The organism is Micromonospora sp. NPDC000207 (assembly GCF_040300925.1).
Lineage (GTDB): Bacteria > Actinomycetota > Actinomycetes > Mycobacteriales > Micromonosporaceae > Micromonospora.
Map to the genome: position 1 here is coordinate 21,518 of NZ_JBEPEQ010000005.1, position 21,981 is coordinate 43,498.

Here is a 21,981-nt window from a genome sequence, read left to right on the forward strand (position 1 = left end):
CGCCCGTGGCCGTACGGGCGTTGATCCGTGCAACGAACCGACTGCGTACGTCCGTCCCTCTCCGACGGCGTGACGAAGGAGATGCTCGTGGGTAAGGGCGGCAAGCGCGGTGGTAAGCGTTCCATCTGGACGGGTGTGCCGCGGTGGGCGCAGGTCTGCACCATCTTCGGCATCGTCCTGATGATGTTCAGCGGCACGACGCTCGTCGGTGCCGAGGCGTTGATGTCCCGGTACGAGGGTGCCGTCGGCAAGGGCGACCTCTTCGGTGACCAGGCGGCGGGTGCCGCCCGCAAGAGCGACATCAAGGGGCCGGTGAACATCCTGCTGGTCGGCATCGACCCGCGCGACGACACGACCCCTCCGTTGGCCGACTCGATCATGGTCCTGCACGTACCGGCCGAGATGGACCGGGCGTACCTGTTCTCGATGCCCCGTGACCTCTACGTGGAGATCCCGCCCTTCGAGAAGGCCAACTGGAACGGTGGACGGGGTCGCCTCAACGGTGCCATGTCGCACGGCAGCGTCGTGCCCGGGGAGAATCCCGACCCGGCGCGCGGCTTCGAACTCCTCGCGACCACAGTCCAGCAGATCACCGGGATCAACCGGTTCGACGGCGGCGCGATCATCAACTTCACCGGGTTCCGCAAGATCGTGGACGCGATGGGCGGTGTCACGATGAACATCGAGCGGGAGGTCCGTTCCGAGCACCGCGAACCCAACGGCAAGCACCGCAAGGGCAACCCGAACGGGCCGGGTTACATCGGGCCGCAGGCGGTCTACCCCAAGGGCGAGCAGCACCTCAGTGGTTGGCAGGCGCTCGACTACGTCCGGCAGCGGTACCCGAAGAACGGTGTCCCGGACGGCGACTACGGCCGTCAGCGGCACCAGCAGCAGTTCGTCAAGGCGATGGCGAACCAGGCGTTGAGCGCGGACGTGGTGACCAACCCGATCAAGCTCGACCGGGTGCTCCGTGCGGCCGGTGAGTCACTGATCTTCAACGGGCGGGGAAACACCATCGCCGACTTCGCCTTCGCCCTCAAGGACATCCGGCCGGACTCGATCAACATGGTGAAACTGCCCGGAGAGAACATCGGGACCGGCAGCGCGTACCAGGGTGAGCGACTGGTGCCGGAGGCCCAGGACTTCTTCCGGTCGGTGCAGAACGGGACGGTCGACGCGTTCCTGTTGGAACATCCGGACTTCCGAAACAAGGACAAGTAGCGACACGGGTGGTGTTCACCACCCGCGTACCAGGGACGCAGCCGGCGGGACTAGACTTTTCGCAATCCCCGCCGCCGCAGCAAGGAGACAGCGTGGCAAAGCAGCTTCACGTCGAGCTTGTAGCCGTCGAGGAGAAGGTCTGGTCCGGCGAGGCCGACATGGTGATGGCTCGGACGACCGAGGGGGAACTCGGCGTCCTGCCGGGGCACGCCCCGCTGCTCGGCCAGCTCGCCGAGCCGGGTCGGGTACGGATCAAGCTTCCCGGCGGCGAGCAGGTCGCGTACGAGGTGGCCGGCGGTTTCCTCTCGGTGAACGAGGGCGGGGTGACCGTGCTGGCGGAGAGCGCCACCCGGGTCTCCGTCACCGAGCAGAGTCACTGAGCCGGACCGCCGATGGAGATCGTGGAGGGCATCGGCATCGGCGTCGCCGTGCTGGTCGGCGCGGTTCTGATCCTCTTCCTCCGGCGTGCGGTGGTCACCCGGAGCGGGGGGATCATCCGGCTCAGCGTCCGGACCTCCACGATGCTCAACGGGCGGGGCTGGTCACCCGGCTTCGCCCGGTTCGTCGGTGACGAACTCCGGTGGTACCGGATGTTCAGTTTCGCCCTCCGCCCCAAACGGGTCCTCTCCCGTAAGGATTTCTCGGTGGAGCGCCGACGGCTTCCGGAGGGTCAGGAACGACTCTCCATGCCGTCCGACTGGGTGATCCTGCGATGTGCCAGTCGACATGCCCCGGTGGAGATCGCGATGGCGAGTTCCACGGTGGCCGGATTCTCCTCATGGCTCGAGGCCGTCCCTCCGGGGCCGGTCTCGTCCCGTTTCGCCTCCGAGAACTGGCCGGCCGCCTGAGACCTGACCTCCCCGGTCAGCTGGTCCGCTCCCGGTGACGGGCCCCTCCCCCGCCCGCCCGGGGCGGGGGAGGCCGACCCAGCCCCGAGCCGCCGGCCTCCCCGCGTGATCCGGCCCGGCCCGCCCGCCGGCCTCTTCGCCGTGGTTCGGGCAGGCCCGAGCCGGGACTCTCGTCGGGGTCAGCGCTTACCGCCGGGGACCCATAGCACATCTCCTGCCGGATTTGCCGTTCTTGACAGGATAAAGAGCAGATCCGAGAGCCGGTTGAGATACTTTGCCGGGAGAGTGGCGGTGCGGTCCGGGTCGTGCGCGACCAGGCCCCAGGCCGCCCGCTCGGCTCGCCGGGCGATCGTCCGTGCCACGTGCAGCAGTGCCGCTCCTGCGGTGCCGCCGGGGAGGATGAAGGAGTCGAGCTTGCTCAGGCGCGCGTTGTACTCGTCGCACCAGCCCTCAAGGCGCTCCACGTACTCCTCGGTCACCCGCAGCGGGGGGTACTTCGGATCGGGCTCGATCGGGGTGGAGAGGTCCGCCCCGACGTCGAACAGGTCGTTCTGGATCGACCCGAGGACCGCTCGAAGCTCCTCGTCGAGGTCACCGAGGGCGAGGGCCACGCCGATCGCGGCGTTGCACTCGTCGACGTCGGCGTACGCGACGATGCGCGGATCGGTCTTCGCTACCTGCTCGTTGTTGCTCAACCTGGTCGTGCCGGCGTCGCCGGCCCTGGTGTAGATGCGCGTGAGGTGGACGGCCATGTCGCACAGCCTACGGATTCCCGACCTGTCGATCCCGCCACGACCCGATCCCGCCGCCGGGGCGGGGGTGGTCGGCGACCCGGCGACGGGTGACGTCGACGTCATCCGGGTCGAGGGTGGCGCCCGGCTGGCCGGGACGGTGCACGTCGTGGGGGCCAAGAACTCGGCGTTGAAGCTGATGGCCGCCGCACTGCTCGCCCCCGGCCACAACATGATCACCAACGTGCCCCGGATCACCGACATCGCCATCATGGGCGAGGTCCTGCGTCGTCTCGGCTGTGACGTACGGTTCGACGCCGACGACCCGGTCGACCCGATGGCCGCCGCAGGTGGGGCCGCCCGGTCCCGTTCGGTGAGCATCGGGGTGCCCGAGGCCCCGGGTGTGGAGGCCGACTACGACCTGGTCCGGCGGCTGCGGGCGTCCATCTGTGTCCTCGGCCCCCTGCTGGCCCGTCGGGGGCACGTCCGGGTGGCCCACCCGGGCGGGGACGCCATCGGCTCCCGTGGGCTGGACATGCACATCGCCGGGCTGACCCGGATGGGTGCCGAGATCTCCGGTGAGCACGGGTTCGTCATCGCCGACGCCCCGAACGGTCTACACGGCGCGGAGATCATGCTGGACTTCCCGAGCGTCGGAGCCACCGAGAACCTGGTCATGGCGGCGGTGCTGGCCGACGGCGTCACGGTGATCGACAACGCCGCCCGGGAACCGGAGATCGTCGACATCTGCTCGATGTTGATCCGGATGGGTGCGAACATCTCCGGCGAGGGCACCTCGACACTGCACATCGAGGGCGTACCGGAGCTCAGGCCGGTGCGGCACGCCACTGTGGGGGACCGGATCGTGGCCGGGACGTGGGCCTTCGCCGCCGCGATGACCCGTGGCGACGTCACTGTGACCGGTGCCGATCCGGCCTTCCTGGAGGTCGCCCTGGACAAGCTGATCTCGGCCGGCGGGTTGGTGGAGACCCGGCCGGACGCCTTCCGGGTCCGGATGGACGACCGTCCGACGGCGGTGGACGTGGTGACCCTGCCGTACCCGGGTTTCGCCACCGACCTGTTGCCGATGGCGATCGGGCTGGCGGCGGTGAGCGACGGGGCGTCCCTGATCACCGAGAACATCTTCGACGGTCGTTTCATGTTCGCCAACGAGATGATGCGACTGGGTGCCGACATCAAGACCGACGGCCACCACGCCGTGGTACGCGGGCGGGCGCAGCTCTCCGGCGCTCCGGTGCAGGCCACCGACATCCGGGCCGGGGCCGGACTGATCATCGCCGGGCTCTGCGCGGACGGGGTCACCGAGGTTTCCCACGTGCACCACGTCGACAGGGGTTATCCGGACTTCGTTGCCGACCTGCGGGCCCTCGGCGTCGAGGTGCGGCGCGGCCGGGCGGCCGAGGAGCCGGTGCTGGAGATCTGAGCCGACTGAGGCATCGTTCAGGCTCGCCGACTAGGGTGCTGGGAGACATCCATTCGGGCGAGGGAGGAACAGATGACGGGTCGACTCGCGGTCGTCGGTGCCGGGCTGATGGGGTCCGGTATCGCCCAGGTGGCGGCGCAGGCGGGCTGGCAGGTGACACTGCGCGACCTGGACGAGGCGGCCACCGGGCGGGGCCTGGCCGGTATCCGTACCTCGCTGGAGAAGTTCGCCGAGAAGGGCCGGATCGAGGCCTCGGAGGTCGACGCGACGCTGGCGCGGATCACCCCGACCACCGACCTGGAGGCGGTCGCCGAGGCCGACCTGGTGGTCGAGGCGGTCTTCGAGAAGCTGGAGATCAAGCAGGAGGTGTTCCGCGCCCTGGACAAGCTCTGTGGGGCGGACACGGTGCTGGCCACGAACACCTCCGCCATCCCGGTCACCCAGATCGCGGCGGTCACCCAGCGGCCGGAGGCGGTCGTCGGCACCCACTTCTTCTCGCCGGTGCCGATGATGAAGCTCTGCGAACTGGTCCGGGGCTACAAGACCAGCGACGCGACCCTGGCCGTGGCCCGGGACTTCGCCGAGGGGATCGGCAAGACGGTCGTCGTGGTGAACCGGGACATCGCCGGGTTCGTCACCACCCGGTTGATCGCCGCGCTGGTGATGGAGGCGGTGGCGCTGGTCGAGGCCGGGGTGGTCTCGGCGGAGGATCTGGACACCGCCTGCCGGCTCGGGTTCGGCCATGCCATGGGGCCGCTGGCCACCACCGACCTGACCGGGGTCGACGTGCTCCTCAACGCCACGAAGAACATCTACACCGACACCGCCGACGGGAAGTTCTTCCCCCCGGAGCTGCTCCAGCGCATGGCCGCCGCCGGTGACCTGGGCCGCAAGAGCGGCAAGGGCTTCTACACCTACTGACCTCAGCCGTCGCGCTTGCCGGTCCAGCGGAAGGTGGTGAGGCAGAGAACCAGCCCGACCATGCACCAGGCGACCAGGACCAGGGCGACCCGGCCGAGCTCGAAGGAGCCGCCGGGTTCCTGGGCGCCGAAGCTGTCCGGCAGGAAGACCGAGCGCAGCCCCTGGCACATCCACTTGAGCGGGAAGATCGCCGCCACCTGCTGCATCCAGCTGGGCAGGCTGGTGAAGACGAAGAACACCCCGGAGATGAACTGGAGCACCAGGGCGACCGGGGTGACCACGGCCGAGCCGCTGCGGGCGGTCCGGGCCAGCGAGGAGATGGCGATCCCGAGCAGGGTGCAGGCGGTCACCCCGAGCACCGAGACCCAGCCGAAGGTCAGCCACTTCGCTGCGGTCCCCGGTAGTTCCAGGTCGAACAGGGCGACCGAGAAGGCGAGCAGCAGGGCGATCTCCGCCACCCCGATGGTCACCACCATGATCACCTTGCCGGCGAAGTACGCCCACTTCGGCATCGGGGTGCCCCGGTACCGCTTGAGGATCCCCCGGTCCCGTTCGATCGGGATCCAGATGCCGAGGTTCTGGAAGCTCACTGTCATCAGGCCGGTCGCGATCATGCCGGTGATGAAGTACTGCGTGTAGCTGACCCCGGGCGCGATGTCGTCGTTGAAGATCGACGCGAAGATCAGGATCATGATGATCGGGAAGCCCATCGTGAAGACGACGGACTCCCGGCTGCGCAGGAACTGGGTGATCTCCAACCGGCCCTGCCGCAGGGCCAACGCGACCGGGCTGGTCGTCGCCGACCCCGGGGCGGTGACCGGGGTGGCCGACTTCGTGGTGGCGGTCATCAGTGTCCGATCATCCGCAGGTAGATGTCCTCCAGGGTGGGCCGGGTGACGGTGAGCCCGGGCACCTCGCCGTCGAAGCGCCCGGCCAGCTCCGCCACCAGCGCCGTCGGCGTCGCGCTCTGCGTGCTCTGCACCACCCCGTCCGGCGTACGCCAGGAGACGGTGGCCAGGGCCTGGTGCCTGTCGCCCAGCCGGTCCGGGGTGGCCACCTCGATCACCCGACCGGCGGCGATCACCCCGACCCGGTCGGCCAGCAGCTCCGCCTCGTCCAGGTAGTGCGTGGTGAGCAGGATGGTGGTGCCACCGGCGGAGAGGTCCCGGATCAGCTCCCAGAACTCCCGACGCGCCTCCGGGTCGAAGCCTGTGGTCGGCTCGTCGAGGAAGAGGAGTTCGGGTCGGCCGACGATGCCCAACGCCACGTCCAGACGGCGCTTCTGTCCGCCGGAGAGCGTACGGGTCCGGGCCCGCTTCTTGGCCCCCAGGCCGACCCGCTCGATGACCTTGTCCGGGTCGTCGGCGTCGGCGTAGAACCCGGCGAAGTGCCGGACCACCTCACCGACGTTCAACTCGTCGAACTCGCCGGTGCCCTGCAACACGATGCCGACCCGGGACCGCCAGTCCGGGCCGGGTCGGGCCGGGTCGACACCGAGCACCGACACCTCACCGGCGTCGCGTCGGCGGAACCCCTCCAGGATCTCCACCGTCGTGGTCTTGCCCGCCCCGTTCGGCCCGAGCAGGGCGAAGACCTCACCGCGCCGGACCGCGAGATCCACGTCGGCCACCGCGACGTTGTCGCCGTACGCCTTGCGCAGTCCGCGTACGGAGATCGCCAGCTCCTCGTCCATGCGACCAAGTGTTCCTCGTACCGAACCGCTGGTGACCGTCGGGGTGCCGGCCGTCACGTCTCCGGTCCGTCCCTCGGGCCTGCGGCTGCGCCCCGGCTCACCCGCCCCCGGCCAACACCTCGGACAGCGGTGCCGGGGTGAGGCCGCGTTCGGCGAGCCCGGCCAGGATGTGCGGCAGCGCCTCGTCGGTCATCGGCGCGTTCGCCTCGGTGACGTGCAGGACGATCACCGAACCGGGGCGTACGCCGTCCAGCACCGCCTTGACGATCGGCTGCCAGGCGGTGGCGAAGGGGTCCCCGCTGACCACGTCACCGTCGACGACAGTGACCCCGAGCGGGGCCAGCGCCCGGAGTGCGGCCCGGTCGTGACAGAGCCCGGGGAACCGGAAGTACCGGGTCTGTCGGCCGCCGTAGGGCGCGATGACGTCGAAGGTCCGGCTCGCGTCGGCGGTCAGCGCCTCGGCGGGCCGGTACGGCAGTCCGTAGCAGTCCCTGACGAACGCATGGTGGGCGTACGTGTGGTTGGCCAACTCGAAGCGGGGGTTGTCGGCGAGTCTCCGGGTCACCTCGGGGTACTGCTCGACCCACATGCCGGTGAGGAAGAAGGTGGCCGGCACCCGCTCCCGCTCCAGCAGGTCGATGATGGCCAGGTTCGCGTACGACCGCACCGCCCCGCTGCGTAGCTGGTAGCGCATCGCCTCGGTCATGTCCGCGTCGAAGGTGAGCGCGACCAGGTCACCCCGCCGGGGACCGTGGTCGACCACCGGTGGCCGACTCCCCACCGGGGAGGCGCCCGGGACCGATCCCGGCTGGTCGGGGCCGCCCGTCGTCGGTCCGCCCCCGGGGCCGTCGCCGTCCGGGCCCGTCTCGCCCCGCCCGCCGTTCCCCGATTCCCCGCCGTCCGGCCCGCCGCCGCCGGGGACACCGGTCGGCAGGACGAACTCCGCCTGCGCCGCCTCCCGCTGCGGCCCCGCCCCGACGAACAGCAGGGTGGCCGCCGCCACGACCGCCGCGACGATCCCCACGGAAACGTGTGACTTTCTCACCGACACCGGCAGATCATCGCAGCGCCCCGCCCCCGGCCGGACCCCGCCCGTCCACCCGGCCGCGTCAGCAGGGCGGACACCCCGACCGGTGGGGGTATCCGGTCCTCAGCTCCGGAGGTGACCCTGCCGGGCGGCCCGGCGGTCCCGACGCCGGTCGGCGCGGCGGCGGAGGAACCAGGCGACGAAGAACACCAGACCGACCAGGAAGACGAGCACCAGTACGGGCAGCAGGATCGCGGCCAGCGAGACGATCACGCTGGTGGCGTCCTCGGCGGTGCTCGCCACCGGGGCCCCGACCCCGGCGGTCGCCGCGTTGATCACCGGCCGGGCGGCCGACTTGAGCAGGTGTACGCCGAGCGCGATGAGCACACCCACCAGCACCGGCACCCACTGGTGGGTGGAGACGAACTCGCCGGGGTCGGTGACGGTGACCGTCTCGGAGCCGGCCCCGGCACCGAAGGCCAACCCGCCGGCGGTCGGCCGGACCACCGTCTGCACCACGTCGTTGACGTGGTCGACCACCGGCACCTTGTCCGCCACCAGTTCGACCACCAGCAGCACGGCCAGGATCGCCATCACCCACCCGTTGCCGAGCCACTGCCAACCACCGGGGAGCGCGATGGCGTCGGTGTAGCGGGCCAGCAGACCCATCACGAGCAGCGGGATGTAGGCGTTGAGCCCCGCCGAGGCGGCCAGGCCGGAGCCGGTGAGAACTTCGAGCACCATCTCAGCATGGCACCGGCACGCCAGTGCTGCTCTTGGGCGAGGGGGCGGGCCCTGGGCTACCCTCCTCGGGTGCGGTTGGTGATTGCGAAGTGCTCGGTGGACTATGTCGGACGGCTCTCGGCTCACCTGCCGCCGGCCACTCGTCTGTTGATGGTGAAGGCCGACGGGTCGGTGTCCATCCACGCCGACGACCGGGCGTACAAACCCCTGAACTGGATGAGCCCACCCTGCCGGTTGCAGGAGTCGCCCGGCGTCTGGCGGGTGGTGAACAAGGCCGGCGAGGAGCTGCGGATCACCCTGGAGGAGGTCTTCCAGGACACCTCGTACGAGCTCGGGGTGGACCCGGGGTTGCGCAAGGACGGGGTGGAGGCGCACCTGCAGGAGTTGCTCGCCGCCAACCCGACGGCCCTGGGTGAGGGGTACACGCTGGTCCGGCGGGAGTACATGACCGCCATCGGCCCGGTCGACCTGCTGTGCCGCGACGCCGACTCCGGCGCTGTCGCCGTCGAGGTCAAGCGGCGCGGTGAGATCGACGGCGTGGAGCAGTTGACCCGCTACCTGGAGCTGATGAACCGGGACCCGCTGCTCGCCCCGGTCACCGGCGTCTTCGCGGCCCAGGAGATCAAGCCGCAGGCCCGGGTGCTCGCCACCGACCGGGGGATCCGGTGCGTGGTGGTCGACTACGACAAGTTGCGTGGCATCGAACGCGACGAGCTGACCCTGTTCTGACCACAGTGTCCCTCACCCGGGGGACCACAGTGTCCCTCACCCGGGGAACCACCGCCGCCCCTCAGTCAGGGGACCCGCGTCGCTCACGCGGGGGACCACCGTCGCTCACGCAAGAGACCACCGTCGCTCACGCGGGGGACCCGCGTTGCTAGGCCGCCGACCGGCGTCAGCGGCCGTAGACGGCCTTGGTGACCTTGACCAGGCGGGCGACGTCGGCGTCGGTGCGGTCGAAGGTGGTCGCGGGGAGCAGGGAACGGGCCCGGCGACGGGTGATGGCCTTGGCCCGGGCGAACTCCCGGAGTCCGTCCTCGCCGTGGATCCGTCCGAACCCGGACTCGCCGACCCCGCCGAAGGGGAGCGTGGACATGCCGGCGAAGGTGAGCGCCGAGTTCACCGACGCCATCCCCGACCGCAGCCGTCGGGCCACGGCCACCGCCCGTCGCCGCCCGAACACCGCACCACCCAGCCCGTACGGCAGGGCGTTGGCCCGGGCGAGGGCCGTGTCCGCGTCGGGTACCCGGTCGACGACGAGGGTCGGGCCGAAGGTCTCCTCCCGTACGGCGTCGGCGTCGGCGGGGACGTCGACGAGCACTGTCGGCCTGACGTAGGGCGGCTGGACCGCGTCCGCCCCGCCCAGCACCGCCCGACCACCCCGGGCCAGCGCGTCGTCGATGTGCCGCCGGATCACGTCCAGTTGGGCGGGCATGGTGATCGGTCCGATGTCGGCGTCGTCGGCGCCGACGGTCAGCCGCCCGGCCCGCTCCACCACCCTGGCGAGGAACGCGTCGAAGACCGGCTCGACGACGTAGATCCGCTCGATGCCGATGCAGGTCTGACCGGCGTTGGTCAGCCCGCCCCAGACGGCGGCCTCGGCGGCGGCGTCCAGGTCGGCGTCGACGTCGACGATCATGGCGTCCTTGCCGCCGGCCTCCAACAGCACCGGCGTGAGCGACTCGGCGCAGGCGGCCATCACCGCCCGGGCGGTCTGCGGTGAGCCGGTGAAGGCCAGCTTGTCGACGCCGCAGCGGCAGAGCGCGGCTCCCACGTCGCCGAGCCCGTGCACCGCCGCCAGGACCGGCCGCTCGGGCACCACCTCGGCGAAGCTGTCGACGAGCCACTGGCCGACCACGGGGGTGTACTCGCTCGGCTTGAGCACCACAGCGTTCCCGGCGGCCAACGCGTACGCGGCGGAGCCGACAGGGGTGAAGACGGGATAGTTCCACGGGCCGATCACCCCGACCACGCCGTACGGCTGGTATTCGAGGTGGCCGGAGAACTCGGCGAGGATCAGCCGGGACCGGACCCGGCGGTGGCCCAGCACCCGGGGGGCGTTGCGGGCCGCCCAGTCGATGTGCTCGATCGCGGTGAGTACCTCGACGACGGCGTCGGCGACCGGCTTGCCGCCCTCGGCGTGGATCAGCTCGGCGAGCTGTTCGATCCGTCGGGCCAGCAGGGTCCGCCACCGCAGCAGGTGGGCACGCCGTCCGGCGAAGCCGAGCCCGGCCCACCACTGCCCGGCCGACCGTGCGGTCTCGACGGCCCGCTCGACGTCGGCGGGGGTGGCGACGGGCACCCGCCCGGCCTCCACACCGGTCGCGGGGTTGGTCGAGACCAACCGGCCGTCGGCGACAGTGGGCACGCCCGGAACCTGAACAGCCGTCATGTCGGAAGTCTAGACCCGTTGATTACCCGTCGGTAGGAGTGTTCCCTTCGGTCGAGCGGCTTTCGTCCCGGACGAGAGGATCAGAACCCGATCACACTCACTGTCCGAACTGGCTAACGGGAGATGACCGGCTGGAGTCGCCGAGCTGACCGGTCAGTGGTGCTGGTGACTACGTTGGGCTGGCACGCTGACGCGGAGGGTGACATAGGTGGGGAGGTGGGCTGTCCATGGAGGATTTCCCGGAACTGCTGCCGCTGTTGACCGTGGCCGCTGGACCGATGCGCGGGGCGAGCTTCCGGATCCGGGCGGATCCGTTGGTGATCGGCCGGGCGCCGTCGTCGGACGTCGTCGTCGACGATCCACATCTGAGTCGACGGCACGCGGCGGTCCGGCGTACCGGAGCCGAGACGTCCCTGGTCGATCTCGGTTCCACCAACGGGACCTGGCTCAACGACCGCAGGATCGCCGACGTCGAACAGCTCGCCGACGGTGACGTCATCCGGCTGGGTCGGACCGAGCTCCGCTACTTCGACCCAGGGTTGGCCCGGACCGACCCCGTGGGGTTGCGCCTGGACCCGGCACGCCGTCCGCACCGGACGACGCTGCCGATGCCCGTACCGGCTCCCCGCCGCCCCGTCGAGTCCGGGCTGATCGAGTCGGAGGCGGCCGGAACCAGCCGGTGACCTGCCCGCCCACGCCCCCGCCCTACCCCGACGACCTGTGTTCCGTGGCAGACTCGCGGCCAGGACCTGAGGGGACCGTCGACGACGGTACGAGCGACAGGAGGGCCGGTCGTGGGGCGGGACTTCGCCAGCGTGGGCGTGGTAGGGCTGGGCACCATGGGGGCCGGCATCGTGGAGGTCTTCGCCCGCAGTGGCGTCGACGTCGTCGCGGTGGAGATCTCCGACGCCGCCCTCGACCTGGGCCGGGCGAACCTCGACCGCTCCACCGACCGGGCCGTGGCCAAGGGGCGGCTCGACCCCGCCGACCGCGACGAGTTGCTGGGGCGGGTGCACTTCGCCGTCGGGCTGGACGCCTTGCACGCCGTCGACCTGGTCGTCGAGGCCGTACCCGAGCGGCTGGAGGTCAAGCGGCAGCTCTTCGCCGAGCTGGACCGGATCTGCCGACCCGAGGCGATCCTGGCCACGAACACCTCCTCGCTCAGCGTCACCGAGATCGCCGTCGCCACCGGCCGCCCCGACCGGGTCGTCGGCGTGCACTTCTTCAACCCGGCCCCGGTGATGAAGCTGGTCGAGGTGATCCGGACCGTCGTCACCTCGGCTGAGGTGGTGGCCGACGTGGAGGGACTCTGCGCCCGGCTGGGCAAGGTCGGCGTCACAGTCGCCGACCGGGCCGGATTCATCGCCAACGCCCTGCTGTTCGGGTACCTCAACCAGGCCGTCGCCATGATCGAAGCGGGGTACGCCACCCGGGAGGACGTCGACCTCGCCATGCGGCTCGGCGCCGGCCTGCCGATGGGACCGTTCGCGCTGCTGGACCTGATCGGCCTGGACACCGCGTACCAGATCCTCGACACCATGTACCGACGTGGCGGCCGTAACCGCAGACACGCGCCGGTGCCCCTGCTGCGCCAGATGGTCACCGCCGGCCTGCTCGGTCGTAAGACCGGCCGCGGCTTCTACACCTACGAGCGGCCGGGCTCCCCGGTGGTCGTCGCCGACGACGCGACCCCGGACCCCGTCGACGGGTCGGCCGCCGACGGGGTCCCCCCGGTGGCCAGGATCGCGATCGTCGGCTCCGACGCCCGGGCCACCGGACTCGCCACCGCGTGCACCGAGGCCGGCCACGAGGTGGTGACGGTGGCCGGGGAGCCGACAGCGCTGACCCCGTTGGCCGACGTCGACCTGGTGATCGAGGCGGTGGCCGGGGAGCCCCGCGACCGCGCCGCGCTCCTCGCCGCCCTGGCCGGGGTCTGCAAGCCAGAGGCGGTGCTCGTCACCACCGCCGCGACACCCGTGATCGACCTGGCAATGGCGACCGGTCGGCCGGCGGACGTGGTCGGGCTCCACCTGCACGAGCCGACCCGGGCGGGGGCGTTCGCCGAGATCGTCCGGACCGTCCGATCCTCGGCGCGGGCGGTGGCAGCCGTGCGGGCGCTCTGCGCAGCCCTGGGCCGCAGCGTCGTGGTCTGCGGGGACCGGGCCGGTCTCGTCGTCGACGCGCTCGTCGTCGGATACCTCAACGACGCGGTACGGATGCTGGAGGCGAACTACGCCTCCGTCGACGACATCGACAACGCGATGAAGCTGGGCTGCGGATACCCCACCGGCCCCTTCGAGCTGCTGGACACCATCGGGCTGGACGTCGCCCTGACCGTCGCCAGCGAACTCCACCGGGAGCAGCGGGAACCGGGCCTGGCCCCGGCGCCGTTGCTGGAGCACCTGGTCATCGCGGGCCACCTGGGGCGCCGGACCGGTCGGGGGTTCCGCGAGCACTGACAGCGCCGAGCGAGTCGCCCGCGTCGGGACGCGCCGGCCACCCGTACGCTGGGAAGGTGAGCCCCCGTCGTAACCGTCCCCGCCAGGACGAGACCGCGCACCTGGACGCCGACCGGGTACGCCACGGCGTACCCACCGTCCAGCAGTGGCGCGACGGGGAGTGGCAGGTCCGGGGTGTCAGCGGTGGGGCGTCGGCGAAGACGTACCGGTGCCCCGGCTGTGACCAGGAGATCCGTCCCGGTGTGCCACACGTGGTGGCCTGGCCGGCCGACGAGCGCGGAGACCTGACCGACCGCCGACACTGGCACAGCGGTTGTTGGCGGGCGCGCGACCGGCGTGGACCCGGCCTGCACCGGGGCCGGGGCGCCCCTCGGTACGGCTGAGGGATCTTCGTCACCCGGTTTCGGCCCCGGCGCGCGGCGACCGACGGCCCCCGCCACACTGGAGGGGTGAGCACTCCGATCCGCGCGTCCTCCATCCTGCCCAGCCGGCGGGAGGAGATCGAGTTGCACACCGCCGACGGACTACGCCTGGTCGGCGAGCTGAGTCGACCCGAGCGACGCGAGCCGGTGGCCACCCTGATCTGCCTGCACCCGCTGCCGACCCACGGCGGGATGATGGACAGCCACGTCTTCCGCAAGGCGGCCTGGCGGTTGCCCGCCCTGGCCGACCTGGCCGTCCTGCGGTTCAACACCCGGGGCACGACGAGCCTCCGGGGCACCAGCGAGGGTGCCTTCGACAACGCCGTCGGTGAACGGTACGACGTGGCCGCCGCGATCGAGTACGCCGAGTTCGCGGAGCTGCCGAACCTCTGGCTGCTCGGCTGGTCGTTCGGCACCGATCTGGCGCTCAAGCACGGCTGCGACCCGGCGGTGGTCGGCGCGATCCTGCTCTCCCCGCCGCTGCGCTACTCCACCGAAGACGACCTCGCCACCTGGGCCGGGTCCGGCAAGCGACTCACCGCCGTGGTACCCGAGTTCGACGACTATCTGCGCCCGGACGAGGCGCGGCGACGGTTCACCGCGATCCCACAGGCCGAGGTGGTCGGGGTGCCCGGGGCCAAGCATCTCTGGGTGGGCGACGCCGAGACCGTCCTCGACGAGGTGGTCCGCCGGGTCGCTCCGGAGGCGTCGGTGCCCCTGCCCACGACGTGGGACGGCCCGATGGAGACCGGGGACGTCAGCGGGTACGCCGACCGGACTGTCGCCGCCTTCGCCGACACCCCCGTACCGGGTCCGAAAACCGAACCCACCGCCTGATCCCCGACCGGTCCGGCCCGGCGTCGGGGTCCGGGACCGACCCGACGGCATCGCCGGGCCGGTCCAGGACGTCGTCTCCGACGTCGGCGGTCACTCCGACTCGACTGTGACCTTGCTCGGGCTGGCGCTGCGCTCGTCGGTGGTCGGCTTGGTGGGCCGTTTGGTCTTCTCCCCGGTGCTGGTGATCTTGGTCGGGGTGGCACCCCGACCACCCTCGCCCGGCACCGCCGCGACAGTGGGCTCGCCGTCGACGCCGGCGCTGGGACTGCCGGCCTCCACCGTGCTGACCGGCTCGGCGACCGGCCGGGTGACAGTGGGCTCGGCACCGGACTTGGTGCCCCTGGCCGCCGCGCCGACCGGCTCGGGGGTCTTCGCCGGGGCCGGGCCGCCCGTCTTGGGGCCCTTCGTCTGGGCCGGGCCGCCCGTCTTGGGGTCCTTCGCCGTGGCCGCCTCGCCGGACGTGGGCAGGGGGTCCTGGCTCGTGCCGTTCACCGAGGCCGCCTCCACGGAGGCGACGCCCTTCGAGACGACAGTGGCGGTTCCGGTGACCTTGCCGGTGACGGGCTTCGGGTCCTCCGCCTTCGGGGCCGTACCGCTGTCGGCTGCGGCCGTCCCGGTGCCCGCCTCCTGGCGGAGGCCGAGCAGCTTCAGCTGCAACTCGTCGGACTCCTGACGGGACCGCCAGGTCTCCTGTCGCAGGTCGGCGAGCTCCTGCTGGGCCTGGGCGATCTCCAGCATCACCTTGGCGAGCTGCTGGCGGCTGGCCGCCGCCTCCTGCTGACTGGCGGCGAGATGCTGCTGGGTGGTGGCCAACGCCTGCTGGGTGGTCGCCGCGTACTCCTCGAACTGCCGCCGGGACGTCGCCACGTGCTCGTCGGCCTTACGGCGCTTCTCGGTGGCCTCGGACTCGGCGCGCTTGAGCAGCTCGGCGGCCTTCTCCTCGGCCTGCCGACGGACTGTGGCGGCGTCGCGCTCGGCGACCTCCCGGATCTGGGCGGCACCCTGCTCGACCTCTTCGCGCCGGGCCTGGTACTGCTTCTCCAGCTCGTCCTGCCGGGTCTTGTGCTTCTGCTCCAGCTCCTCGTGCCGGGCCGTGTGCTGCTGCTCCAGCTCGTCCCGGCGGGCCTTGTGCTGACCGACCAGCTCCTCGCGGCGCTTCGTGTACTCGGCCTCGGCCTCGGTCCGGCGTCGGGTCAACTCGCGGTCGGCGGCCTCACGCCGACCGTTGACCTCCTTCTCCACCCCGGCCCGCCAGGCACCCAACTCCTGCTGGGTCTGGGTCCGGGCGTGCTGGACGTACGCCTCGGTCTCGCCCCGCATCCGCTGGACGTAGTTCTCGGTCTCCGCGCGGCTGCGCGTGGCCGCCTCGGCGGCCTGGGTGGTGACCCGCTCGGCCTCCTGCCGGGCCTTCTCCCGGGTCGCCTTGCCCGCCTCGGTGGCCTCGTCGATGGCCTTCTTGGCCTCCTGCTGGGCCTTGGCGTGGGTGGCCCGCCCCGCCTCGGTCGCGGAGTCGATGAGGCGCTTGGCCTCCTGCTGGGCCTTGGCGTGCACCTCCTTGGCGGTGTCCCGCAGCCCGGCGGCCTCCTGCTGGGCCCGGGCCAGCGCCTCCTTCGCCGCCTCACGCAGCTTGGTGGCCTCCTGCTGCGCCCGGTTGTGGATCTCCTTGGCGGCGTCGCGGAGCTTGGTGGCCTCCTGCTCGGCCTTTGCCATCGCCTCCTGCGCCTGCCGACGCAGCTGCGCACCCTCCTGCCGGGCGGCCCGGACCGTGGCCTCGGCCTCGGCCCGGCGGGCGGCGCTCTGCCGCTCCTCCTCGGCGCGCCGGGCCGACAGGGCGATCTCGAAGTCCTGGAGCACCTTGTCGGCCTGCTCGCGGGCCTCCTCGATGATCCCCTCGGCCGCGTCGCGGCGGGCCTGGATCTCCTCGTGCCCGGCGAGCAGGATCGCCTCCGCCTGTTCCTCGGCGAGGGCGAGGATCTGTTCCACCCGGGGACCGAGATGACGGAACGAGGCCTGGTCCACCACGCCCACCTGCTTGCGGGCCTGGGCGAGGTCCCGCTGGAGCACCTCGACCTGACCGGCCAGCTTGTGGATCTGCGTGTAGGCCTGTTCGCGCTCGGTCGCCAGTGTGGCGATCTCGTGCTCGGCGCGAGTGACGTACCGGTCGACCTGTCGTTTCTCGTACCCCCGCAGGGCGGACTCGAAGCTGGGCTCCGTCGTCACTTCCCCGCCCAGAGAGAACAGTTCCTCGCCGTGCGACATGCACCCATCCTCACACGCGTCCGGCTTCGCTGGGGCGATACAGACGCCCCCGATGGGACCTAGTTCACTGATGCGTCCCTACGGGAAAAGACGGTACCTGATGCGCAAATACGGCGCGGGGTCACACCGGTCACCCGGTGTCACCCCGCGCCCTGTCGCATGCCCCGCAGCGGTCCCCGCGGCGGCCGTCAGTTGGACTTCTCCGCGGCGACCCGCTCCTGTCCACCCTCGGCCGGGGCGGGGGCGTTCTCCGCCTTCTCGGCCGACTGGCCCGGCGGGACGCCCGGCACGATCCCGGCGAGACCGGAGAGCATCTGGCCGAGCTGCGAGGTGACGGCGTCCTTCTGCCGGGTGAGGTCCTCGACCTCGCGGCGGGCGGCCTGGGTGGTCAGCTCCGCCTCGGTCCGCGCCTCGGTGAGCAGCCGCTTCGCCTCCGCCTTGGCCTCGTTGAGGGTCTTCTCCGACAGCGCCTTGGCCTTGTCGACGGTCTCGTTGGCGGTCCGCTCCGACTCGACCCGGCGCGCCTCGGCCCGCTGCTCGATCTCCTTGGCCCGCTCCTGGGCGGCGCGGGCGCGCTGCTCGGCCTCGCTGACCAGCTTCTGGGTCTGCGCCACCTGGGCGGCGTGCCGCTCCGACTCCTCCCGCTCGGCCTTCTCCCGACGCTCGGCGAGCTGCAGTTCGAGCGCCTGGAGGTCCTTGTCCCGCTTGTCCCGGGCGTCGGTGAGCAGCTTGGTCGCCTCGGCGCGCTTCTCCTCCGCCTCGCGGGCGGCCTTGGCCCGCTGCTGGGTGATCTCCCGCTCGGCGGTCGCCCGCAGCGTCGCCACCTCACGCTCGACGGTCGACTTGAGCTCCGCCACCTCGTGCGCGGTGACAGTGCGCAGCTGCTTGGTCTCCCGCTCGGCGTCGGAGCGCAGGGTGTCGGCCTCCCGGCGGGCCTGCACCCGGACCTCGGCGGCCTCCCGCTCGGCGGCGGTCCGGACCCCGCCCGCCTCCCGCTCGGCGGTGGCCTTCATCGCGGCGGCCTCGGCGCGGGCCTTGTCGGTGATCTCGCGCGCCTCTAGCCGGGCGGCGGAGAGGATGCCCTCAGACTCGCGCTTGGCCTCGTTGCGGTGGTCGTTCGCCTGCTCCTCGGCCAGCCGCAGGATCTGCTCGACCCGGGTGCCCAGGCCCGACAGGGTCGGCCGGCTGTTCTCCTCAAGCTGCTTGTTGGTCTCGGTGATCTTCTGCTCGAGCGCGGCCTGGCGCTGCTCGGCCTGGCGGAGCCGGCGCTGTGCGTCGTTCATCCGCTGCTCGGCCTCGGCCCGGGCCTGCTCGGACTGGGTCAGCGCGGCGGTGAGCCGCCCGATGAAGTCGTCGACCTGTCCGACGTTGTATCCGCGCAGGCCAACGGTGAAATCCGGCTGCGAGTTCGCGTTATCGAAGAACGCAAGAGGGGAGGACTGCTGCTGGGGCATTGGGACATACTCGCAGACGCCCCAGGGTGCTTCGCAAGAGTGGTCGCCGCTTTCGTGTCCTCTTTACATGGTCAAGTCCCTGGGCGATCTTGGCAGGTCCCCGGCCCGCCGGACGGCCTCGTCGGGCCGCCCGAATTGGGGCCGGGGACCGGTGGTAACGCTTTGTCACGACAGCCGGAATGGGCATCGGGTCTCCGGTGTGGAAAACAATCGACGTCCTCGGCGCAATGGCCGACGGCCGGCCGCCGAACCGGTCAGTGCTCCTCGGCCGGCTGGACCAGCTCGACCAGGACCCCACCGGCGTCCTTCGGGTGTACGAAGTTGATCCGGGAACCCCCGGTGCCCCGGCGCGGGGAGTCGTAGAGCAGGCGTAGTCCCCGCTCGCGCAGCGCCGCACCGGCGACGTCGACGTCGGCGACCGTGTATGCCACCTGCTGCACGCCGGGCCCGTTGCGGTCGAGGAACCGGGCGATGGTCGACTCCGGGGTCAGCGGGGCGAGCAGCTGCACGCAGCCGCCCTCGGCGGTCGGCCCGACCGCCAGCATCGCCTCGCGTACGCCCTGCTCGTCGTTGGTCTCGACGTGCACGCAGCGCATCCCGAAGGTACGTCGGTAGAAGTCGATCGCCTCGTCCAGGTCGGCGACGGCGATGCCGACGTGGTCGATACGGAGCAGCCCGATCCCTGTGAGATGTTCCGCAGCGGGCTCGACGGGGGTGTTCTCAGCCATGGCGCTAGTCTGGCCGAACAATCGTTCAGGCGTACAGGTCGGCACCCCCTCGGAGGCAGGTATGGCTTCGGTGATCGTCAGCGGCGCGCGGACCCCGATGGGCCGCCTGCTGGGAAACCTCAAGGACCTCTCCGCGACCGAGCTCGGCGGTGTCGCGATCCGGGCGGCGCTGGAGCGGGCCGGCGTCGCTCCCGACCAGGTGCAGTACGTGATCATGGGTCAGGTGCTCCAGGCCGGCACGGGACAGATCCCGGCCCGCCAGGCGGCGGTGGCGGCCGGTGTGCCGATGTCCGTACCGGCCCTGACGGTCAACAAGGTGTGTCTGTCCGGCCTGGACGCGATCGCCCTGGCCGACCAGCTGATCCGGGCCGGCGAGTTCGACATCGTGGTCGCCGGGGGCATGGAGTCGATGACCAACGCCCCGCACCTGCTGCGGGGCCAGCGCTCCGGATACAAGTACGGTGACGTGACGCTCGCCGACCACATGGCGCTCGACGGGCTCTCCGACCCGTGGGACGACTGCTCGATGGGGGAGTCCACCGAGCGGCACGGCGCCCGGCACGGCATCACCCGCGCCGACCAGGACACCTTCGCCGCGACCAGCCACCAGCGGGCCGCCGCTGCCCAGAAGAACGGGCACTTCGCCGACGAGATCACCCCGGTCGTCATCCCGCAGCGCAGGGGCGAACCCCTGGTGATCAGCGAGGACGAGGGGATCCGCCCGGACACCACCGCCGAGTCGCTGGGCCGGTTGCGGCCGGCCTTCGCCCCGGACGGCACGATCACCGCCGCGACGTCCTCGCCGATCTCCGACGGGGCGGCGGCGGTCGTGGTGATGAGCAAGGCCAAGGCCAAGGAACTGGGGCTGACCTGGCTGGCCGAGGTGGGCGCGCACGGCAACGTCGCCGGGCCGGACAACTCGCTGCACTCCCAGCCGGCCAACGCCATCACCCACGCGCTGCGCAAGGCCGGACTGGCCGTCGCCGACCTGGACCTGATCGAGATCAACGAGGCGTTCGCGCAGGTCGGTATCCAGTCCACCCGTGACCTCGGGGTCAGCCCCGACCTCGTCAACGTCAACGGTGGGGCGATCGCCCTGGGGCACCCGATCGGCATGTCCGGGGCCCGGCTGGTGCTCACCCTCGCGCTGGAGCTGCGGCGGCGGGGCGGCGGCACCGGCGCGGCGGCGCTCTGCGGCGGCGGTGGCCAGGGCGACGCGCTGATCATCCACGTGCCGGCAGGCGGCGAGAGCTGACCGTGGGCGGACGCGTCGAGGAGCCCGCCCCGGGCTCCGTAGCCACGGGTGGCGCACCGCCGTCCACCCCTGGTCCGGTCCGCCGGAGTCGGGACGTACCCCTGCTGGTGGCGCGGGCCCGCGACGGTGACCCGCGCGCGGTGGCCCGGCTGATCACCCTGGTCGAGTCGGGTGACACCCTGCTGCCCGAGATCGCGGCGGCGCTGGCCCCCTTCGCCGGGCGGGCCCGGGTGGTGGGGTTGACCGGGTCGCCCGGGGTGGGCAAGTCGACCACCACGAACGAGCTGGTCCGGGCGCTGCGGGCCCGGGGACACCGGGTCGGGGTGCTGGCCGTCGACCCGTCGAGTCCGTTCACCGGCGGCGCGATCCTCGGCGACCGGGTCCGGATGCAGGACCACGCCACCGACCCCGGCGTCTACATCAGGTCGATGTCCAGTCGGGGGCACCTCGGCGGGCTCTCCGCCGCCACCCCGCAGGCGGTCCGGGTCCTCGAAGGTGCCGGCTGCGACGTCGTGCTCGTCGAGACGGTCGGGGTCGGGCAGGCCGAGGTGGAGGTCGCCTCCCTGGCCGACACCACACTCGTGCTGCTCGCTCCGGGGATGGGCGACGCGATCCAGGCGGTCAAGGCCGGCATCCTGGAGATCGCCGACATCTTCGTGGTCAACAAGGCCGACCGGGACGGCGCCGACGCCACGGTCCGCGACATCCAGGGCAACCTCGCCCTGGGGGAGCGGGGGCCCGGCCAGTGGCGTCCGCAGGTGGTCCGGACCGTCGCCGCCCGCGCCGAGGGCATCGACGACCTCGTGGCCGCCCTCGACAAGCACCGGACCTGGCTGGTCGAACACGACGAACTGCGTCGCCGTCGGGAGGCGCGGGCCGCCGCCGAGGTCGAGGCGATCGCGCTCGGCGCGCTGCGCGCCCGCATCGGTTCCCTCCGCGACGGTACGCAGCTCGCCGCCCTCGCCGCGAAGGTCGCCGAGGGCACCCTCGACCCGTACACCGCCGCCGACGAACTCCTCGCCCAGCTCGGATCCTGACCGTCCACAGCGGAGGTCGCGGCCGGTACGCTCCTTGCGGTCGGGGGCTGCCGGCCGGCGACGACAGGGGAGTGGGACGTGAACTTCGAGAACACCCAGGAACTGTCCCTGAACGCTGGCACCGTGGCGGGTGGGCAGACGCGGATCTCCACCGAGGTGGTGGAGAAGATCGCGGTGGCAGCCACGAAGTCGGTGCCGGGCGTCGCGGAACTCGGTGGCGACCTCGCCCGGTTCGTCAACTCCGTCCTGGACCGGGTCGGCCTCGACCAGGTCGGTGACGCCCGGCGGGGTTGCTCGGCGCACATCACCGACGGGGCGGTGCTGATCAACCTGGTGCTGGTGACAGTCGCCGGGCACCCGGTCCCGCAGGTGGTCGACGAGGTCAGGGCGCGGGTGACCGAGGCGGTCGAGGCGTACGGACTGCGCGTCGACGAGATCAACATCCGGGTCGACGACGTCGCCTTCACCGACACGCCCGAGTCCGGCGCCTGACCGTACGCCTGTCGTCT

General features: G+C 71.6%; 22 protein-coding genes. 13 read left to right on the forward strand and 9 right to left on the reverse strand.

The genetic code is table 11. The features are described 5' to 3' along the window. The first annotated feature begins 81 nt into the window (after positions 1-81). The 3 genes from ABT336_RS02885 (at position 82) to ABT336_RS02895 (ending at position 2,069) form a co-directional block, all read left to right on the forward strand. A complete protein-coding gene (locus ABT336_RS02885; protein WP_350894775.1) occupies positions 82-1,221 on the forward strand; it encodes an LCP family protein in 1,140 nt (379 codons plus the stop codon). 92 nt (positions 1,222-1,313) lie between these two features. Next, on the forward strand, positions 1,314-1,601 hold the full coding sequence (locus ABT336_RS02890; protein WP_350894776.1) for a F0F1 ATP synthase subunit epsilon: 288 nt from the start codon (positions 1,314-1,316) through the stop codon (positions 1,599-1,601). Positions 1,602-1,613: 12 nt separating this feature from the next. After that, entirely contained in the window at positions 1,614-2,069 is a 456-nt protein-coding gene (locus ABT336_RS02895; protein ID WP_350894777.1) for a DUF2550 domain-containing protein, read from the forward strand. Positions 2,070-2,248: 179 nt separating this feature from the next. On the opposite strand, the gene ABT336_RS02900 is transcribed toward ABT336_RS02895, so the two are convergent. Further along, positions 2,249-2,821 carry a cob(I)yrinic acid a,c-diamide adenosyltransferase gene (locus ABT336_RS02900; protein ID WP_350894778.1) on the reverse strand — a complete coding sequence of 191 codons (573 nt, stop codon included), beginning with the start codon at positions 2,819-2,821 and terminating at the stop codon, positions 2,249-2,251. Here ABT336_RS02900 and murA point away from each other — a divergent pair. Both murA and ABT336_RS02910 read left to right on the forward strand, forming a co-directional pair. After that, complete coding sequence (gene murA, locus ABT336_RS02905) at positions 2,820-4,244, forward strand: UDP-N-acetylglucosamine 1-carboxyvinyltransferase (RefSeq protein ID WP_350894779.1); 1,425 nt, start codon at positions 2,820-2,822, stop codon at positions 4,242-4,244. The two genes, ABT336_RS02900 and murA, sit on opposite strands and share 2 nt — an antisense overlap. Positions 4,245-4,316: 72 nt before the next feature. After that, positions 4,317-5,165 carry a 3-hydroxyacyl-CoA dehydrogenase family protein gene (locus tag ABT336_RS02910; protein WP_350894780.1) on the forward strand — a complete coding sequence of 283 codons (849 nt, stop codon included), beginning with the start codon at positions 4,317-4,319 and terminating at the stop codon, positions 5,163-5,165. Positions 5,166-5,167: 2 nt separating this feature from the next. On the opposite strand, the gene ABT336_RS02915 is transcribed toward ABT336_RS02910, so the two are convergent. The 4 genes from ABT336_RS02915 to ABT336_RS02930 form a co-directional block, all read right to left on the reverse strand. Further along, the gene (locus ABT336_RS02915; protein WP_350894781.1) at positions 5,168-6,013 is read right to left on the reverse strand and encodes an ABC transporter permease; all 846 of its coding nucleotides are present in this window, start codon (positions 6,011-6,013) and stop codon (positions 5,168-5,170) included. Continuing rightward, positions 6,013-6,858 (reverse strand): ABC transporter ATP-binding protein, encoded by an 846-nt coding sequence (locus ABT336_RS02920; protein WP_350894782.1) that lies wholly within the window; start codon positions 6,856-6,858, stop codon positions 6,013-6,015. The genes ABT336_RS02915 and ABT336_RS02920 overlap by 1 nt, the downstream gene beginning before the upstream one ends. A 97-nt stretch (positions 6,859-6,955) precedes the next feature. Next, entirely contained in the window at positions 6,956-7,882 is a 927-nt protein-coding gene (locus ABT336_RS02925; protein WP_350894783.1) for a polysaccharide deacetylase family protein, read from the reverse strand. A 126-nt stretch (positions 7,883-8,008) separates the two neighbouring features. Further along, positions 8,009-8,626, reverse strand: coding sequence for a DUF4126 domain-containing protein (locus ABT336_RS02930; RefSeq protein ID WP_350894834.1), 618 nt, complete (start codon positions 8,624-8,626; stop codon positions 8,009-8,011). Between the two features lie 72 nt (positions 8,627-8,698). On the opposite strand from ABT336_RS02930, the gene nucS reads away from it, so the two are divergent. After that, on the forward strand, positions 8,699-9,358 hold the full coding sequence (gene nucS, locus ABT336_RS02935; protein WP_350894784.1) for an endonuclease NucS: 660 nt from the start codon (positions 8,699-8,701) through the stop codon (positions 9,356-9,358). 166 nt (positions 9,359-9,524) lie between these two features. Here nucS and ABT336_RS02940 read toward each other — a convergent pair whose 3' ends face one another. Then, positions 9,525-11,021: an aldehyde dehydrogenase family protein gene (locus ABT336_RS02940; protein ID WP_350894785.1), complete on the reverse strand. Its 1,497-nt coding sequence runs from the start codon at positions 11,019-11,021 to the stop codon at positions 9,525-9,527. Positions 11,022-11,248: 227 nt separating this feature from the next. On the opposite strand from ABT336_RS02940, the gene ABT336_RS02945 reads away from it, so the two are divergent. The 4 genes from ABT336_RS02945 to ABT336_RS02960 all read left to right on the forward strand — a co-directional run bounded on the left by ABT336_RS02945 (position 11,249) and on the right by ABT336_RS02960 (position 14,739). Further along, the gene (locus tag ABT336_RS02945; protein ID WP_350894786.1) at positions 11,249-11,704 is read left to right on the forward strand and encodes an FHA domain-containing protein; all 456 of its coding nucleotides are present in this window, start codon (positions 11,249-11,251) and stop codon (positions 11,702-11,704) included. A 111-nt stretch (positions 11,705-11,815) separates the two neighbouring features. Continuing rightward, positions 11,816-13,480: a 3-hydroxyacyl-CoA dehydrogenase family protein gene (locus ABT336_RS02950; RefSeq protein ID WP_350894787.1), complete on the forward strand. Its 1,665-nt coding sequence runs from the start codon at positions 11,816-11,818 to the stop codon at positions 13,478-13,480. Positions 13,481-13,536: 56 nt separating this feature from the next. Further along, positions 13,537-13,863, forward strand: coding sequence for an Rv1322 family protein (locus ABT336_RS02955; RefSeq protein WP_350894788.1), 327 nt, complete (start codon positions 13,537-13,539; stop codon positions 13,861-13,863). 66 nt (positions 13,864-13,929) lie between these two features. After that, a complete protein-coding gene (locus tag ABT336_RS02960; protein ID WP_350894789.1) occupies positions 13,930-14,739 on the forward strand; it encodes an alpha/beta hydrolase in 810 nt (269 codons plus the stop codon). Positions 14,740-14,829: 90 nt separating this feature from the next. On the opposite strand, the gene ABT336_RS02965 is transcribed toward ABT336_RS02960, so the two are convergent. The 3 genes from ABT336_RS02965 to mce all read right to left on the reverse strand — a co-directional run bounded on the left by ABT336_RS02965 (position 14,830) and on the right by mce (position 19,180). Then, positions 14,830-16,998, reverse strand: a complete 2,169-nt coding sequence (locus tag ABT336_RS02965; RefSeq protein ID WP_350894790.1) for a coiled-coil domain-containing protein — start codon at positions 16,996-16,998, stop codon at positions 14,830-14,832. A 188-nt stretch (positions 16,999-17,186) separates the two neighbouring features. After that, positions 17,187-18,452, reverse strand: coding sequence for a cell division protein DivIVA (locus ABT336_RS02970; RefSeq protein ID WP_350894791.1), 1,266 nt, complete (start codon positions 18,450-18,452; stop codon positions 17,187-17,189). Between the two features lie 254 nt (positions 18,453-18,706). Next, a complete protein-coding gene (gene mce, locus ABT336_RS02975; protein ID WP_350894792.1) occupies positions 18,707-19,180 on the reverse strand; it encodes a methylmalonyl-CoA epimerase in 474 nt (157 codons plus the stop codon). Positions 19,181-19,241: 61 nt separating this feature from the next. Between mce and ABT336_RS02980 the strand changes: the two genes are divergently transcribed. The 3 genes from ABT336_RS02980 (at position 19,242) to ABT336_RS02990 (ending at position 21,964) form a co-directional block, all read left to right on the forward strand. Next, positions 19,242-20,435 (forward strand): acetyl-CoA C-acetyltransferase, encoded by a 1,194-nt coding sequence (locus tag ABT336_RS02980; RefSeq protein WP_350894793.1) that lies wholly within the window; start codon positions 19,242-19,244, stop codon positions 20,433-20,435. A 101-nt stretch (positions 20,436-20,536) separates the two neighbouring features. Beyond that, complete coding sequence (gene meaB / locus ABT336_RS02985; RefSeq protein WP_502891089.1) at positions 20,537-21,472, forward strand: methylmalonyl Co-A mutase-associated GTPase MeaB; 936 nt, start codon at positions 20,537-20,539, stop codon at positions 21,470-21,472. A 78-nt stretch (positions 21,473-21,550) separates the two neighbouring features. Continuing rightward, positions 21,551-21,964, forward strand: coding sequence for an Asp23/Gls24 family envelope stress response protein (locus tag ABT336_RS02990; RefSeq protein WP_350894795.1), 414 nt, complete (start codon positions 21,551-21,553; stop codon positions 21,962-21,964). Positions 21,965-21,981 lie beyond the last annotated feature (17 nt).